The sequence below is a fragment of the Pseudomonas matsuisoli genome (assembly GCF_014647635.1).
Classification (GTDB): Bacteria; Pseudomonadota; Gammaproteobacteria; order Pseudomonadales; family Pseudomonadaceae; genus Pseudomonas_P; species Pseudomonas_P matsuisoli.
The window spans coordinates 221,728-236,677 of sequence record NZ_BMPO01000001.1 but is presented as its reverse complement, the minus strand read 5'-3'; the positions used below and the strand labels follow the sequence as shown (position 1 = coordinate 236,677).

General features: G+C 58.7%; 14 protein-coding genes. 6 read left to right on the top strand and 8 right to left on the bottom strand.

Annotated elements, in window-relative coordinates; genetic code table 11:
• The first annotated feature begins 15 nt into the window (after nucleotides 1-15).
• Entirely contained in the window at nucleotides 16-717 is a 702-nt protein-coding gene (locus IEY47_RS01050) for an SPOR domain-containing protein (RefSeq protein WP_229779124.1), read from the top strand.
• Nucleotides 718-757: 40 nt separating this feature from the next.
• Here IEY47_RS01050 and IEY47_RS01045 read toward each other — a convergent pair whose 3' ends face one another.
• The gene (locus tag IEY47_RS01045) at nucleotides 758-1,819 is read right to left on the bottom strand and encodes a DUF748 domain-containing protein (protein ID WP_188981285.1); all 1,062 of its coding nucleotides are present in this window, start codon (nucleotides 1,817-1,819) and stop codon (nucleotides 758-760) included.
• A 134-nt stretch (nucleotides 1,820-1,953) separates the two neighbouring features.
• On the opposite strand from IEY47_RS01045, the gene cysK reads away from it, so the two are divergent.
• The gene (cysK, locus tag IEY47_RS01040) at nucleotides 1,954-2,928 is read left to right on the top strand and encodes a cysteine synthase A (protein WP_188981284.1); all 975 of its coding nucleotides are present in this window, start codon (nucleotides 1,954-1,956) and stop codon (nucleotides 2,926-2,928) included.
• A 164-nt stretch (nucleotides 2,929-3,092) separates the two neighbouring features.
• Complete coding sequence (locus IEY47_RS01035; protein WP_188981283.1) at nucleotides 3,093-3,527, top strand: MarR family transcriptional regulator; 435 nt, start codon at nucleotides 3,093-3,095, stop codon at nucleotides 3,525-3,527.
• 44 nt (nucleotides 3,528-3,571) lie between these two features.
• Here IEY47_RS01035 and IEY47_RS01030 read toward each other — a convergent pair whose 3' ends face one another.
• Entirely contained in the window at nucleotides 3,572-5,758 is a 2,187-nt protein-coding gene (locus IEY47_RS01030) for a patatin-like phospholipase family protein (RefSeq protein WP_188981282.1), read from the bottom strand.
• Nucleotides 5,759-5,831: 73 nt separating this feature from the next.
• Between IEY47_RS01030 and IEY47_RS01025 the strand changes: the two genes are divergently transcribed.
• The gene (locus IEY47_RS01025) at nucleotides 5,832-6,113 is read left to right on the top strand and encodes an Rdx family protein (RefSeq protein WP_188981281.1); all 282 of its coding nucleotides are present in this window, start codon (nucleotides 5,832-5,834) and stop codon (nucleotides 6,111-6,113) included.
• Nucleotides 6,114-6,373: 260 nt separating this feature from the next.
• Here IEY47_RS01025 and rnt read toward each other — a convergent pair whose 3' ends face one another.
• Together rnt and pyrC are read right to left on the bottom strand one after the other, a co-directional pair.
• Nucleotides 6,374-7,048, bottom strand: a complete 675-nt coding sequence (rnt, locus tag IEY47_RS01020; protein ID WP_188981280.1) for a ribonuclease T — start codon at nucleotides 7,046-7,048, stop codon at nucleotides 6,374-6,376.
• Nucleotides 7,045-8,091, bottom strand: a complete 1,047-nt coding sequence (gene pyrC, locus IEY47_RS01015) for a dihydroorotase (RefSeq protein WP_188981279.1) — start codon at nucleotides 8,089-8,091, stop codon at nucleotides 7,045-7,047. The genes rnt and pyrC overlap by 4 nt, the downstream gene beginning before the upstream one ends.
• A 245-nt stretch (nucleotides 8,092-8,336) precedes the next feature.
• Between pyrC and IEY47_RS01010 the strand changes: the two genes are divergently transcribed.
• Both IEY47_RS01010 and IEY47_RS01005 read left to right on the top strand, forming a co-directional pair.
• Nucleotides 8,337-9,209 (top strand): flagellar protein MotY, encoded by an 873-nt coding sequence (locus tag IEY47_RS01010; protein WP_188981769.1) that lies wholly within the window; start codon nucleotides 8,337-8,339, stop codon nucleotides 9,207-9,209.
• Between the two features lie 85 nt (nucleotides 9,210-9,294).
• The gene (locus IEY47_RS01005) at nucleotides 9,295-10,512 is read left to right on the top strand and encodes an argininosuccinate synthase (RefSeq protein WP_188981278.1); all 1,218 of its coding nucleotides are present in this window, start codon (nucleotides 9,295-9,297) and stop codon (nucleotides 10,510-10,512) included.
• A gap of 274 nt (nucleotides 10,513-10,786) precedes the next feature.
• On the opposite strand, the gene IEY47_RS01000 is transcribed toward IEY47_RS01005, so the two are convergent.
• The 4 genes from IEY47_RS01000 to metG form a co-directional block, all read right to left on the bottom strand.
• A complete protein-coding gene (locus IEY47_RS01000) occupies nucleotides 10,787-10,957 on the bottom strand; it encodes a PA3496 family putative envelope integrity protein (protein ID WP_188981277.1) in 171 nt (56 codons plus the stop codon).
• A gap of 110 nt (nucleotides 10,958-11,067) precedes the next feature.
• Entirely contained in the window at nucleotides 11,068-11,706 is a 639-nt protein-coding gene (gene nth / locus IEY47_RS00995; protein ID WP_188981276.1) for an endonuclease III, read from the bottom strand.
• 31 nt (nucleotides 11,707-11,737) lie between these two features.
• Nucleotides 11,738-12,673 (bottom strand): RnfABCDGE type electron transport complex subunit B, encoded by a 936-nt coding sequence (locus IEY47_RS00990; RefSeq protein ID WP_188981275.1) that lies wholly within the window; start codon nucleotides 12,671-12,673, stop codon nucleotides 11,738-11,740.
• 96 nt (nucleotides 12,674-12,769) lie between these two features.
• Nucleotides 12,770-14,812, bottom strand: coding sequence for a methionine--tRNA ligase (gene metG, locus IEY47_RS00985; RefSeq protein WP_188981274.1), 2,043 nt, complete (start codon nucleotides 14,810-14,812; stop codon nucleotides 12,770-12,772).
• Nucleotides 14,813-14,950 lie beyond the last annotated feature (138 nt).

Sequence of the window (14,950 nt, the reverse complement as noted above, 5' to 3'; positions counted from 1 at the left end):
ATTGGAGGGGTTAGCGTGCAGAAGGGATTGAAGCAGCGAATCGTCGGTGCGCTGGTGTTGCTGGCGCTGGCAGTAATCTTTCTGCCAATGTTGTTCACGCGTCAGGACGATATGCGTCACGCGGTCGTCGAAGCGCCGCCTGCGCCGCAAACGCCAGCCATGCCTGAAATCAGCATGGAATCCGTGGAAACGCCGGAGCCTGCTGCAACGCCAGATTCGATGCAGGATCAGGAGGGCGGTGATGCAGCGCCCACTAGCCCAACAACGCCTCCACCTTCCGTACAGCCACTTCAGCAGCCGGAAGTGCCTCCATTGGCGGCGCCGGAAGATGAGCAGGTGGTCGCCGCACCGTCTGCACCACCACCCACTCCGGCACCCACTGCGCCGCCTAAGGAACCGATCAAGGGTACGACCGATACGCAGGCCGCCGCACCTGATGCGCAGAAAGCTCCAGCGTCGCGTCTTGACACCAATGATCTTCCGGTCAGCTGGTCCATTCAGCTCGCCAGTTTGTCCAATCGTGCGAGCGCTGAAAATTTGCAGAAGACCTTGCGCAGCGACGGTTACAACGCCTATATCCGAACGGTCGGCGGTATGAACCGCGTGTTCGTTGGTCCGGTGATCGAGCGGGCGGAAGCAGATAAATTACGAGCTCAGCTGAATCGCCAGCGTAAGCTGGATGGCTTCGTCGTACGTTTCCAACCCGAGCAAGGCTAGGCAGGACTGTCGTGGGTGAAGCGTTATCCCACGGAGCGTTTCACTCCTTGTCCAAGGCGCGTTCGAAACGAGGCGTGAAGGCTTGTACGAATGCATTGCGCAAGATCGCAATCAGCGCGCTGAATGCACTGACGTTGGTATCTTTCGTACTGCCTGACAATTCGATTCGCGTCGCGAACTGATCTTTTCGTTGGTTTTTCAGCGCGGTCTCACCACCGCCAACGATGGCTTCCCATACGCCCTGAATAAAGCCCTTCTGCTCGACGTCTTGTTCCCAATCGAAGACTTCCACGTTCTTGAGCAGCGGCTTGACGTAGCCACTTACCTGGCTGTCATCGACTTCTATCTCAGTGACCAGGTCTCCCGTTCCCGCTTTGAAATCGAAACGGCCGTACGCTTTGGCGAAATCGTTAAGCCGTATCAGCTCTAGGTCGGTCGTGCGCAGCTGAATGTCGAAGTTATCCATGCGCACGAGCGGATCGAAGCGTGACGTCACCTCGACAGGGGCCTGACCAAGCAAGCGACCCTGACCCTTGAACGAGGCCGATCGACGATTCTGCGCGTCGCGCGTATTGGTGAGATTGAATGCCTGGGCGTCGATATCGTCGACGTAGACGTCCACGGGCGGATTAGCTTGGAAGTTGCGAAACGCTACGCGCCCGCCATTGACGCGCACTTCGTCGAGAGTGATCGGCAGCAGCTTCTCCAATTGGACGCGCCAGTCGACACCTTCGCCGGTCTGGTCTTGCTTGCCGGGCGTATCCACGAAACTGATACGTAGGCCATTGAAGACGACCCGCGCGACGATCGCGCCTTCGTTCCAGAGCGCTCGCCAGCTGACCGCGATTTCAGTATCCGGTGCATCCAGCAAGGGGACCGGTACGTCTGCATCTTTTTTCTCGATGACGAGGCCTTGGATACGGTAGGCACCTTCCCACCACCGCAATTGCACGGCGGCTATGTGCCCCCGGTAGTCGCCCATGTCGGCTAGGCGTTCGTTGAGGTAGTGCCGGATGACCGAGGGAGCAGCCAATTGAAAGATCAGCAGCAGGCCGGCGATGCAAAGCAGAATGATCACCGGAAGGCGATAACGTCGCTTCATGAAAAGTCCACGGGTGATGGATCAATGTTTCGTGGACCGTCGTTTTGCCCCGACAGTTCTGCGTTGCAGAATTCTGATGGGCATCCGCTGTATGCTCGACGCCACGAACTCGAATCAGCAAGAGGGAATCCGCCATGAATCGAATTTACACCGACAACGCACAAACAATCGGCAACACGCCACTGGTTCGGATCAATCGTATTGCGCCTAAAGGCGTGACGATCCTGGCGAAGATCGAAGGTCGCAACCCTGGGTATTCGGTCAAATGCCGCATTGGCGCGAACATGATCTGGGAGGCCGAATCCAGTGGGCGATTGACTGCTGGAATGACCATCGTCGAACCAACCTCGGGTAATACCGGTATTGGATTGGCATTCGTTGCTGCCGCGAAGGGCTACAAGCTGCTCCTGACCATGCCGTCCTCCATGAGCCTCGAGCGTCGCAAGGTATTGAAGGCATTAGGTGCCGAACTCGTGCTCACTGAGCCTGCGAAAGGTATGAAGGGGGCGATCGATAAGGCCAAAGAAATCGCCGAGTCCGATAGCGCACGCTACTTCATGCCGCAGCAATTCGATAACCCTGCGAACCCGGCTATCCATGAAAAAACCACCGGTCCCGAAATTTGGAACGATACGGAAGGTGCGGTCGATGTCCTGGTTGCAGGCGTAGGGACCGGGGGAACCATCACGGGCGTTTCCCGTTACATCAAGGGCACACAGGGCAAGCCGATTTTGTCGGTTGCCGTAGAGCCGATAGGGTCACCGGTAATCAGTCAGACCCTGGCGGGGGAAGAAGTGAAGCCGAGCCCGCATAAGATTCAAGGCATCGGCGCCGGTTTCGTTCCTAAAAACCTCGACCTCGCAATGGTCGATCGCGTGGAACAGGTTTCCGACGATGAATCGAAAGCGATGGCGCTGCGCTTGATGCAGGAAGAGGGAATTCTATGCGGCATTTCATGCGGCGCAGCAATGGCTGCTGCGGTTCGTCTCGCGGGGGAGCCGGATATGCAGGGCAAGACGATTGTCGTCGTGCTCCCTGACTCGGGTGAGCGCTACCTGTCGAGCATGTTGTTCGCCGATATGTTCAGCGAGCAGGAACTGCAGCAATAGCGTTGGTGTAAGCCTGTCGGTGCGAGGCGCGGCACTCGCATCGGTAGGCGTCTTATGAGCAACTGCAACATCCCGGCATGCACAGATCGCGATGATGGTTGCGAATCTCCGGCTTTTTATGAATAGTCCGCTAATAATTAGTTTCGTGATATTCGAATAGCCTCATGTCCTATCCCGATCAGCACCGTTTCGCCATGCAACTGGCATGGCTTTCGCGCGCCTGGCGCGCCGAACTCGATCGCCGCCTCGCGGGGCTTGGGTTATCTCAAGCGCGTTGGTTGGTGCTGATGCACCTGAACCGATTTCCTGAAATGCCGACTCAGCGCGAGCTCGCCAAGAGCGTCGGCGTCGAGGGGCCGACCCTGGCTCGATTGCTCGATGGCCTCGAAGCGCAGGGCTTGGTGAAGCGTATCGGCGTTCCTGAAGATCGGCGCGCCAAGAAAATCGCACTTGAGGACAAGGCCCGTCCTTTGATCGAAAAGATCGAGACGATTTCCCGTGAGGTCCGGCAGGACTCCTTTGCAGGCATCAGCGAAGACGATTTGAAACGTTGCCAACAGGTCCACGCGCATATTCTTTCCAACTTGGAAAAACGCTAACCGAAGCGGACGACCAGCTAGCTCATCCGCCGTTTTGGCGACGTCTAGAAGCTTCGTCCGAGATTCAGGTATAGCGCGTGCTCGTCCGCATCGTTGAAGCCGTACGTGAAGTTCAGCGGGCCGAGCGGCGTTTCGTAGCCCAGGAAAATGCTGGCGGCATTAATGTAGCCGCTTTCAAAATCATTCTCATTGTTCCATACACGGCCGCGTTCCAATGAGGCGCCTAGGTAGAACGGGAAATCCAGCGGGAGAAAGGCTCTCGGCGTAAGTCGCCGGTAATACACGGCGCGGCCCAAGCTGTAGTTCTGGCCGGTCAGGGAGTCTTGTCTGAAACCCGACAGCTGCTGCGCGCCGCCGAGCAGGAAGCTTGACGTCACGACCTCCGCTTCATCGAGGGTACGTCCGTAGCGAGCGCCTAGGACCCAGGTGTTCGGGCCGTGAGTCAACGGCTTCTCGACGTTCAACTCCCATTGGCGATAACGCTGATCGGAGCCGAGGCTAGGATCGTATTGCCGCAGGGTGAGATCGATATTCTCGCCTTCGTGGGGGAAGTCGACATTATCGAGCGTATCGAATGAGTATTTGAGCTCGTAATAGCCCTCGGTGAAATTCACCTCGGGTTGATCCGTATCCCCGATGCGGACCTCTGTTTTACCCCATGCCTGACCAAGCCCGAAGCGCAACTCGCCGTTGTTCGCAATCTGCCTGCCCGCGTTCAAGCCGTAGCCGTAACGTTGCAGGCGATAGCGCGCGATGGGGTCGTTATCCAAGGTCGCGTCGACGTTCTGCGCTTCCGTGTACACGTTCGGCGCGACAAACCAGCGAGAGCCTGCATCCAGCGGTTGATAAAACTCAGTGAATAACTCCTGCTGGTCGCCGAGCTGCAGGCGCGTCAGCCATTCCGCCCCAAGGCGATTGATGCCGTTCATGCGATAGCTGGCGCCCAGGTTGTAGACGCTTTCTCCGCGGAAGTCGTCGGACAAATTGAGGCCGAGCCGCAGATAGTCGGTTCCAGAACGTTTTTCCCGTGCGTCGATGATCAATGTGTTCTGCGCCCGGTTGCCGTGGACGACGTGATATTGCACCTGATCGAAGTAATCCAGGCCGTAAAGGGTGCCCATGTCCTTTTGCAGCTGGTCGAGGTCCAGCGGCTGACCGATTTCCTGACGGATGATGCGACGAATTACGTCATCGCCGACTTTTGAATCGTTGACGACCTCGATTGTCGAGATGACCGGTTCACGTGCCTCGGACGAGCGCGCTAGGGTCAGCGCAGGGTTGCCGCCCGCTGGGGATTTGAGCGCTGAAAGCTTTCCCTTCAATGCCATGGCGGCGCGGTAGCCGGCATCCATCATCTGCTCTGCACGGCCGAAGTCGGTTACGTCGTAACCGGTAAGCGGTGGTTGTACCAGTACGTCGTCTTGTTCCAATGTCGCCAACTGCGCCTCGGAGTTGCGGCGCGTCATCATCGTGATCGACTGATTCAGCACATCCACGACGGTCAACAACTCCTTCTTCGGCTTTAGTGGTGTACCGATGTCGACGACGATCACTCGATCAACGCCCATCTCCCGAGCGACATCCACAGGGATGTTATCTACCATGCCGCCGTCCACCAGCAGCCGGCCACCAATTTCTACGGGGGCAAACACGGCCGGGATGGACATGCTGGCCCGAATAGCTTCGGGCAGGTGGCCTTTGCTGAAAACCACCTTTTCGTCGTTGGCAATGTCTGTCGCCACCGCGCGAAACGGAATGGGCAACCGATCGAAATCGCGTGTATCGCTGCTGCGAACGAGCAGCTTTTCCAGCGTTAGAGCGAGGTTCTGGCCTTGGATCGCACCAAGTGGCAACCCCAAGCTTCCGTCGTCGCGGAAGCTGAGCCGCTGTTTGACGAGAAAGGTACGGTCGTCCTGTTTGCGTCGAAAGGGAATGTCTTGCCGAGGAGGGGAATCGGACAGCACCTCACGCCAGTCGAGGTCAAGCGCGAGCTGCCGCAGCTCGTTGACGCTGTAACCCGAGGCATAGAGCCCACCGATGACGGCGCCCATGCTGGTGCCGGCAATGGCATCGATCTGGATGCCTTGCTCTTCGAGCGCTTGCAGAACGCCGATGTGGGACAGCCCGCGTGCCGCGCCTCCTGAAAGAACCAGTCCTACTTTGGGTCGCGCGGTTTCGGCAACGCAGAACAGCGGGAGACAGAACAGCAGCAATAGAGCGAGACGGCGCATGGCGTCATCCTGACAGCGAGGGGCGGGAAAGGCAGATAGTATAGGTCCGAGCCCCGCACACGAGAGCAAGAAGATGAGTCAGGCTAAGCCAGAAATCAGCATCACCTATTGCACCCAATGTCAGTGGCTGTTGCGTGCGGCATGGTTGGCGCAGGAACTGCTATCGACGTTCGCGGATGACCTCGGCAAGGTGATCCTCGAGCCAGGCAAGGGAGGCGTTTTCAGGATTACCTGCGACGGTGAGCAGATCTGGGAGCGAAAAGCCGATGGTGGCTTTCCGGAAGCGAAGGTGTTGAAGCAGCGCGTGCGGGACCGGATCGATCCTGAACGCAACCTGGGCCACAACGACCGCTAATTCGTTTGTGGGAGCGGGCCACTCCCGCGATGTGGTTTCTAATCCAACGCGGCCTATCTGGTAAGCCCATCGCGGGCACGGCCCGCTCCCACGGGATGCTTTGCTTCCACCATATTGGCTGACGGTTAGTCGGCTTTGCCTCTTGTGGGAGCGGGCCACGCCCGCGATGTGGTCGCGAATCCAGCGAGGTTTATCTGTTGAGCTTCGCGGGCAGGGCCCGCTCCCGCATCAGATGTGCAGTTCCGGTCACGAATACGCGCTTAGTCGTCGAAATCCATCCAGCCGCCCATTTCCTTCCAACGATTGACGATGCCGCAAAACAGGTCGGCCGTCTTTTCGGTGTCGTAACGAGCAGAGTGAGCTTCGCGCCCGTCGAACTCGATTCCTGCCGCTTGGCAGGCTTTGGCTAACACGGTTTGCCCGTACGCCAGGCCCGCAAGCGTCGCGGTATCGAAGCTGGAAAACGGGTGGAATGGATTGCGTTTGATTCCGGTACGGGTGATCGCCGCATTGAGGAAATTCAGGTCGAACGCGCTGTTGTGTCCCACCAGAATCGCGCGTTTGCAGCCGTTGGCCTTGATGGATTTGCGCAGGCCTCGAAAGATTTCGGTAAGCGCGTGTTCCTCGGTCACGGCCATCCGCAAGGGGTGGTCGAGCTTGATGCCGGTGAACTCCAGCGCAGCCGCTTCGATGTTGGCGCCTTCGAACGGCTCGACGCGGAAAAATGCAGTGTGCTCCGGGAAGAGCATGCCGCCTTCGTCCATGCCGATCGTAGTGGCGGCAATCTCCAACAGCGCGTCGGTCGCGGCGTTGAATCCTCCCGTTTCCACGTCCACCACCACGGGCAAATAGCCCCGAAAGCGGCGCGCCATGGGATGTTTGGGGCCCGATTGGGATTGGCCTTCGAGGTCATCGTCAAACTGTTCTTCGCTCACGCTTCGGCCTCCAGCACACGCCACCTAAGTGTTTCGCCAGCGCGCAGCGGCACGACGACGTGCTCGCCGAAAGGCAGCGTTGTCGGTACCTGCCAGTCTTCTCGAACGAGGGTGATGCGGTCCGTATTGCGTGGCAGCCCGTAGAAATCTGGGCCATGGAGGCTGGCGAACCCTTCTAGCTTGTCCAACGCGTTGCGCTGCTCGAAGGCTTCGGCGTACAGCTCGATTCCCGCGTTCGCGGAATAGCATCCGGCGCAGCCGCAGGCGTTTTCCTTGGCATGCTGCGCATGAGGGGCCGAGTCGGTGCCGAGGAAGAACTTCGGGTTGCCACTGGTGGCGGCATCGAGCAACGCGACCTGATGCGTGTTGCGCTTGAGGATGGGTAAGCAGAAGAAGTGCGGGCGAATACCACCTACCAGCATGTGGTTACGGTTGAACAGCAAGTGTTGGGGGGTAATGGTCGCACCCACATTGCTCGGGGCTTCGCGCACGAAGGTCGCCGCGTCAGCGGTGGTGATATGTTCGAAAACGATCTTCAACGTTGGAAAGCGCTCGACCAGACGCACCATATGTTCATCGATGAAGCGCTTTTCCCGGTCAAATACGTCGACGTCCTGGCGGGTGACTTCGCCATGGATCAACAACGGCAGTCCAACTTCCGCCATGGTTTCGAGCACTGGGAACACATTGTCAACCAGCGTCACGCCGGATGCCGAATTGGTTGTCGCACCGGCAGGATAGAGCTTGACGGCATGCACGAACCCGCTGGCCTTCGCGGTGCGGATATCGTCCGAGGTCGTGCCCTCGGTCAGGTACAACGTCATCAAGGGCTCGAAGCGACTTTCAGCAGGGCGGGCATCGAGAATGCGATCGCGATAGCGTGCCGCTTCTTCGGTGTTCTTGACCGGAGGGACCAAGTTCGGCATCACGATCGCGCGGGCGAATACGCGGCCTGCGTCGGTGACGGTATGAGGTAGCACAGCCCCGTCGCGTAGGTGAATATGCCAATCATCGGGGCGCAGCAGAGTTATGCGGTCGGTCATGGGGAAGTCCAGAAAATAAGACGGTCGCTTCCGCTGACGTGTGGCGTCAGCGGAAAATGGCATCGCTGCCAAAATAAGGTGCGAGCATGCTACCGGAAAAGGGCGTTCCGGACACGGCGCATCGGGCTCAAGTTCTGGCAGCGGGCACCGATATCTGTGGTATCCATTCACCCACTTCGCTGCTGGGGTCCACCGTGCGCTCGCTATTCTTTCTAACGTCGCTCCTGTTCATCAGTGCCCCCGTCATGGCGCTGAGCTTTCAGACGCGTCTGGAAAATGCGCAATGGATGGTCGCTGGCGATCAATTCGAATGCCGCCTGACGCAGCCCGTGGCGGGCTTTGGCAGTGGCGAATTCGTCCGCCGGGCAGGCGAGGCCGCCGTTTTTCGTCTCAACGCCGATGAGCCTTGGATGAGCGCCGGCTCGGCGACTTTATTGGCTGCCGCAGCGCCTTGGCAGCCCGGACGGGGCGATATCAACCTGGGGTCGGTCAGCGTTCAGGTGTCGGCAGGGGTGCCGTTCAACAGCTCCCAGGAGCAAGCCGGGCGTCTGCTCACGGGGCTGCTGGAAGGACGCTCGCCGCTGGTGCGTCACCGTACCAGGGCCGGTGGCGAGTCGCTCGAGGTGCGCATCCTGCCGACGCGGTTCAAGCCCGCGTACGATGAATACCTGGCGTGTACCGCTAAGCTGCTGCCGGTCAATTTCGATCAGATTCGTCGCTCGCAGGTGGGCTTTCCTGGAGAAGGCGCCGAGCTGGATGACTTGTCGAAAGCCAAACTCGACATCGTATTGGCCTTCCTGAAAGCAGATCCGACCGTCAACCATATCGAACTGAATGGGCATTCCGACAACAGCGGCAACCGGCTCACCAACCGCGAACTTTCCCGGCAACGGGCGCTGGCGGTGCAGGCGTACCTTGTCGCCCACGGTGTGGCGGGCGAACGGATCGACGTGCGTTTTCACGGTGAACGCTATCCGCTGGTGAATAATTCCAGCGCTGCCAACCGGGCGAAGAATCGGCGCGTCGCGATCAGTCTTTCCCGCGTTCCAGAGGCCGCTGTAAAACCCACTGCGGCACCGGAAACCGCACCTGCAACCGCCGCACCCGCGCCCGCATAACGACGCGCGGCATCCATCGCTGTAAATGCACGCGCCAGACCAGTAGAATCACGTCCTTTGCGAACAACCCCGTGGAGTGGATGGCATGGCGGACGTGAAGAAGGTTGTCCTGGCATATTCAGGCGGCCTGGACACCTCGGTAATTCTGAAATGGCTGCAGGACACCTACAGCTGCGAAGTGGTCACCTTCACCGCTGACCTCGGTCAGGGCGAGGAGGTGGAACCGGCACGTGCCAAGGCGAAGGCCATGGGCGTGAAGGAAATCTACATCGATGACCTGCGCGAAGAGTTCGTCCGCGACTTCGTTTACCCGATGTTCCGTGCCAACACCGTCTATGAAGGCGAGTACCTGTTGGGCACCTCCATCGCGCGTCCGCTGATCGCCAAGCGTCTGATCGAGATTGCCAACGAAACTGGCGCTGATGCCATCTCCCACGGTGCTACCGGCAAGGGCAATGATCAGGTGCGTTTCGAGCTCGGCGCTTACGCGCTCAAGCCCGGCGTGAAAGTGATCGCTCCGTGGCGCGAATGGGATCTGCTTTCCCGCGAGAAGCTGATGGACTACGCCGAAAAACACGCGATTCCCATCGAGCGTCACGGCAAGAAAAAATCCCCGTACTCCATGGATGCCAACTTGCTACACATCTCCTACGAGGGCGGTGTACTGGAAGACACTTGGACCGAGCACGAAGAAGACATGTGGCGTTGGACAACGTCGCCAGAAGCGGCTCCGGACACCCCGACCTATATCGAGCTGACCTACCGCAGCGGCGACATCGTTGCCATCGACGGTAAGGAAATGACGCCGGCTACGGTCTTGGCGGAGCTTAACCGCATTGGTGGTGAGAACGGCATCGGCCGTCTGGATATCGTCGAGAACCGCTTCGTGGGCATGAAGTCCCGCGGCTGCTACGAGACTCCGGGCGGCACGATCATGCTCAAGGCACATCGCGCCATCGAGTCGATCACCCTCGACCGCGAAGTTGCGCATCTGAAAGACGATTTGATGCCGAAATACGCGAGCCTGATTTACAACGGCTTCTGGTGGAGCCCTGAGCGTCTGATGCTGCAGCAGATGATCGACGCATCACAGGCTAACGTGAACGGTGTCGTGCGTTTGAAGCTGTACAAAGGCAATGTCATCGTCACGGGTCGCAAGTCCGACGATTCACTGTTCGACGCTAACATCGCGACGTTCGAAGAAGACGGCGGTGCCTACAATCAGGCCGATGCGGCGGGCTTCATCAAGCTCAACGCACTTCGCCTGCGCATTGCGGCTGGCAAGGATCGTAAGTTGATCTGACGGGTTGATGCGATGTGACGAAAACCCCGGCTACGTGCTGGGGTTTTTTGTTTGCGGGCAATAAGCGTCGAGTTTACGTCTTTAAGGATGTGGTGAACTTGCCACCGAATTCGCGAGAAAGCTCGCGAATGCGATCTAAAGCCCAGCGCCGGTCCTACCTTTTATACGTATTGACACCTTGTCTGGGAATCCACTGCGTTCCGAAACAACAACGCCCCGACCAAGTCGAGGCGTTTATGTGTGCCTGAGGTAACCGTGCGCGGGTGCTTGCCGGTTACAGGTCGAAGTCGTAGTCGTTGAGCTGCTTCTGCAGCCTGCGCTCGTCGAGGTAATTGTCGATGATGCGACGCTTGGTAAGGTTGGTTTTCGCGACTTCTACCGGCGCGTCTTCCTGATCGTCGGTGGAGGCCTCGTCTTCGAGTTCGATATCTGCGTCTTCTGCCATGGTGTTCGCTCCTGGGGAACGGGGGGCTACATGGCGCACCTTATATCCGCAAACTTGGAGGTCGTAAAAAAGATTTTTTCAATCGGCGGACGGTAAAAATCACGCGTTAATCAATCGTCCGAAGTCTTGTGCTTGTATTCGCACAAATCCTCTATCCGGCAACTGCCACAGCGGGGACGCCTGGCCTGGCAAACGTAGCGTCCGTGCAGGATGAGCCAGTGGTGAGCGTCCATGAGGTAGTCCTTGGGGACGAACTTCATTAGCTTCCGTTCAACCTCGATTACATTCTTTCCAGGAGCGATATTCGTGCGGTTGGACACTCGAAAGATATGCGTGTCGACAGCCATGGCAACTTGGCGAAACGCCGTATTCAGCACCACGTTCGCGGTCTTGCGGCCCACCCCTGGAAGCGCCTCGAGGTCGGCGCGGTTTTCCGGCACCTGACTATCGTGCTTCTCGATAAGAATGCGGCACGTCTCGATGACGTTCTTGGCTTTGCTGTTATAGAGACCAATCGTCTTGATGTATTCGGACAAGCCATCGACGCCCAGCGCGTAGATAGCCTCGGGCGTATTGGCGACCGGATAAAGTCTGGCGGTCGCCTTGTTTACACCTACGTCCGTTGCCTGCGCGGACAGGATGACCGCGATCAGCAATTCGAATGGTGAGGTATAGGCTAACTCGGTCTTGGGGTCAGGATTGTCTTCGTGCAGGCGACGGAAGATTTCCAGGCGTTTCGCAGCGTTCATGGGTAGCGTTCACGGTTGTCGATCGTTGTGACTAACGCGCTTGCAGCTGGTCCAGCGTCTGTTGAGCAGCGACAGCTGCCTGTCGCAGAGCGTCCAGTTGCGCGGCTTGTTCCGGGGAGGGCGCTTCTCCGAACGCCTTCTCCGCCTTGCTGACTTGCGCACGGCTCATGGCAGCCGTGATTTTTGCTTTCTTGATGGCCACTTCATCCGCCGGCGTCGGCGCCTTCGAAGCGCGCTCGAGTGCGTTCTGCGCTGCCAGGCTGGCCAGACGTAGCGATTCGACCTGCGTTGCGAGTGCGGCAGTGCCATGTTGAGCCAATTGCTTTTCAGCCTTGGTCAGGGCCATACGAGCCATAGCCGCTTCGATCTTCAAGCGCTTGAGGTCCGCCGGATCCGCCGAGGCCTCTGCAGCGTCTACAGGTGACGATGGCCTCTTGTTCAGCGCCAGTCGCGTCTGACGCTCGGCTTTGCGCCGTGACTCTTCCAGCGCAATGCGTCGATTGCGTGACTCGAAACGCTGCCGGAATTGATCGGCCCGCGCCCGCTGACGCGCTGCTTCCGGTTGAGCGAGTGGGAGTATATCGATGCAGTCGACAGGGCAGGGCGCCACGCACAGTTCGCAACCCGTACATTCGTCCTTGATCACGGTATGCATCAATTTGGCCGCGCCCAGTATCGCGTCGGTTGGACATGCCTGTATGCACTTCGTGCACCCGATGCATTCGGCTTCCCTGATGAAGGCTACCTGCGGTGGAACCTCCGGTTCTTCGAGAGGCAACGCCGGACGCTTCACCAGCGCAGCCAGTGCCACAACCGTCGCTTGACCACCGGGCGGACATTTATTGATTGCCTCGCCCGCAACGATGCCCTCCGCATAAGGGCGGCATCCGGGATGACCGCATTTGCCGCATTGCGTTTGCGGGAGCAGGGCATCGATGGCTTCGATTGAGATAGCGGCGTTGTTCATGATGTTATCGCCGACGCGGTGGCACGCCGGGCAGTCCAGAAAAAGACGCGCCCGCTCGAAGTTCAGAGCGGGCGCAAAGGCTACAAAGGATGTTGCTTACTTCACGCGCTGACCCGGCTTTGCGCCGCTGTCAGGGCTGAGCAAATAAATTTCTTCGCCACCCGGGCCTGCGGCGAGCACCATGCCTTCGGAAACGCCGAACTTCATTTTGCGGGGTGCAAGGTTGGCGACGTAGAGCGTCAGTCGGCCCTCGAGCTTGCTGGGGTCGGGGTATGCGCTCTTGATGCCGGAAAACACATTGCGTTTTTCGTCACCAATGTCGAGCGATAGCCGTAGCAGCTTGTCGGCGCCTTCCACGAACTCGCACTTCTCGATCAGCGCGATCCGTAGATCGACCGCGGCAAATGCGTCGAAATTGATTTCGGCGGCCACTGGCTCCTTTGTCAGCTCGCCATTGCCTGTAGGCGCCGCAGCAGGTGCTCCAGAGGCAAGGTCTTCCTTGGAGGCTTCGACCATCGCATCGATTTTTGCGGATTCGATACGCGTCATCAGCGGGCTGAAGGCATTCAGCGAGTGGTTTGCCAGCTGATCCTGATGCTGAGCCCACGTCAGCGGGGCGACATTCAGGAAGGCTTCCGCCGCTTCGGCCAACTTTGGCAGCACGGGCTTAAGGAAGATGACGAGTTGGCGGAACAGATTGATACCCGTAGCGCAGATCGCCTGTACCTCAGCCTGCTTGCCTTCCTGCTTGTTCAGTGCCCAAGGCGCCTGCTCGGCGATCCACGCGTTGGCGCGGTCGGCAAGTGCCATGATTTCACGCATTGCTCGGGCAAAGTCGCGGTTCTCATAGGCTTCAGCGATGCCGGGCGCCGCAGCGGTGAAGGCGGCGGTCAATTCAGGCGCGGCATTCTCAGCCACTAACACGCCGCCATTGCCTTTGTGGATGAAGCCGGCGCAGCGGCTCGCGATGTTGACAACCTTGCCGACCAGGTCCGAGTTCACCTTTTGGACGAAGTCCTCGAGATTGAGGTCAAGATCGTCGACGCCACGACCGAGCTTGCTCGCGTAGTAGTAGCGCAGGTACTCGGGGTTCAGATGGTCGAGATAGGTGCGCGCCTTGATAAAGGTGCCCCGCGACTTCGACATCTTTTGCCCGTCCACGGTCAGGAAGCCGTGGACGTTCAGCGCGGTTGGCTTGCGGTAGCCCGCGCCTTCGAGCATGGCCGGCCAGAACAGGGCGTGGAAGTTCACGATGTCCTTGCCGATGAAATGGTACAGCTCGGCACTCGAATCTTTTTTCCAATACGCGTCGAAGTCGAGCTCAGGGCGGCGGGCACACAGATTCTTGAAGCTGGCCATGTAGCCGATCGGCGCATCCACCCAGACATAGAAATACTTGCCGGGTTCGCCGGGGATTTCGAAGCCGAAATAGGGGGCATCACGAGAGATGTCCCATTCCTGCAGCCCTGCGTCGAGCCATTCGGCGATCTTGTTGGCAACCGCGTCCTGCAAGGCGCCGCCGCGCGTCCACTGTTTCAAGGTGGCGTCGAAGTTCGGCAGCTTGAAGAAGAAGTGCTGCGACTCTTTCAGGACCGGTACGGCGCCGGAAATGGCGGAACGTGGGTCTTTCAACTCGGTAGGCGAGTAGGTCGCGCCGCATTTCTCGCAATTGTCACCGTACTGGTCCGCTGCGCCGCATTTCGGGCAGGTGCCTTTGATGAAGCGGTCCGCCAGGAACATGCCCTTGTCCGGGTCGTAATACTGCGTCACTGCGCGATCGGCGATGTGTCCGGCATTACGTAGCGCCAGGTAGATCGACTCGGACAATTCGCGGTTTTCTTCCGAATGCGTCGAGTGGAAATTGTCGAACTCGACCAAGAAGTCAGCGAAGTCAGTGGTGTGCTCACGACGGACGTTGTCGATCAACTGTTCCGGCGTAACGCCTTCCTTCTCCGCCCGTAGCATGATTGCCGAACCATGGGCGTCGGATGCGCAGACATACGTGCACTGGTTGCCGCGCATCTTCTGGAAGCGCACCCAGATGTCGGTCTGGATGTACTCCACCAGATGGCCAATGTGAATCGAGCCATTGGCATAGGGGAGGGCGCTGGTAACGAGGATCTGGCGGTTCTCAGACATATCGGCAGGCTGGTCACTGAAGGCGGAAGGGAAAGGGCGTCACTATAAAGGATGCAGTGATGGCGGGGCCACCCAAGACGCTGCATCGGGTACAACCTATTGCCGTCTCTCGATACTATGCATGTCGATAGTTTCCGA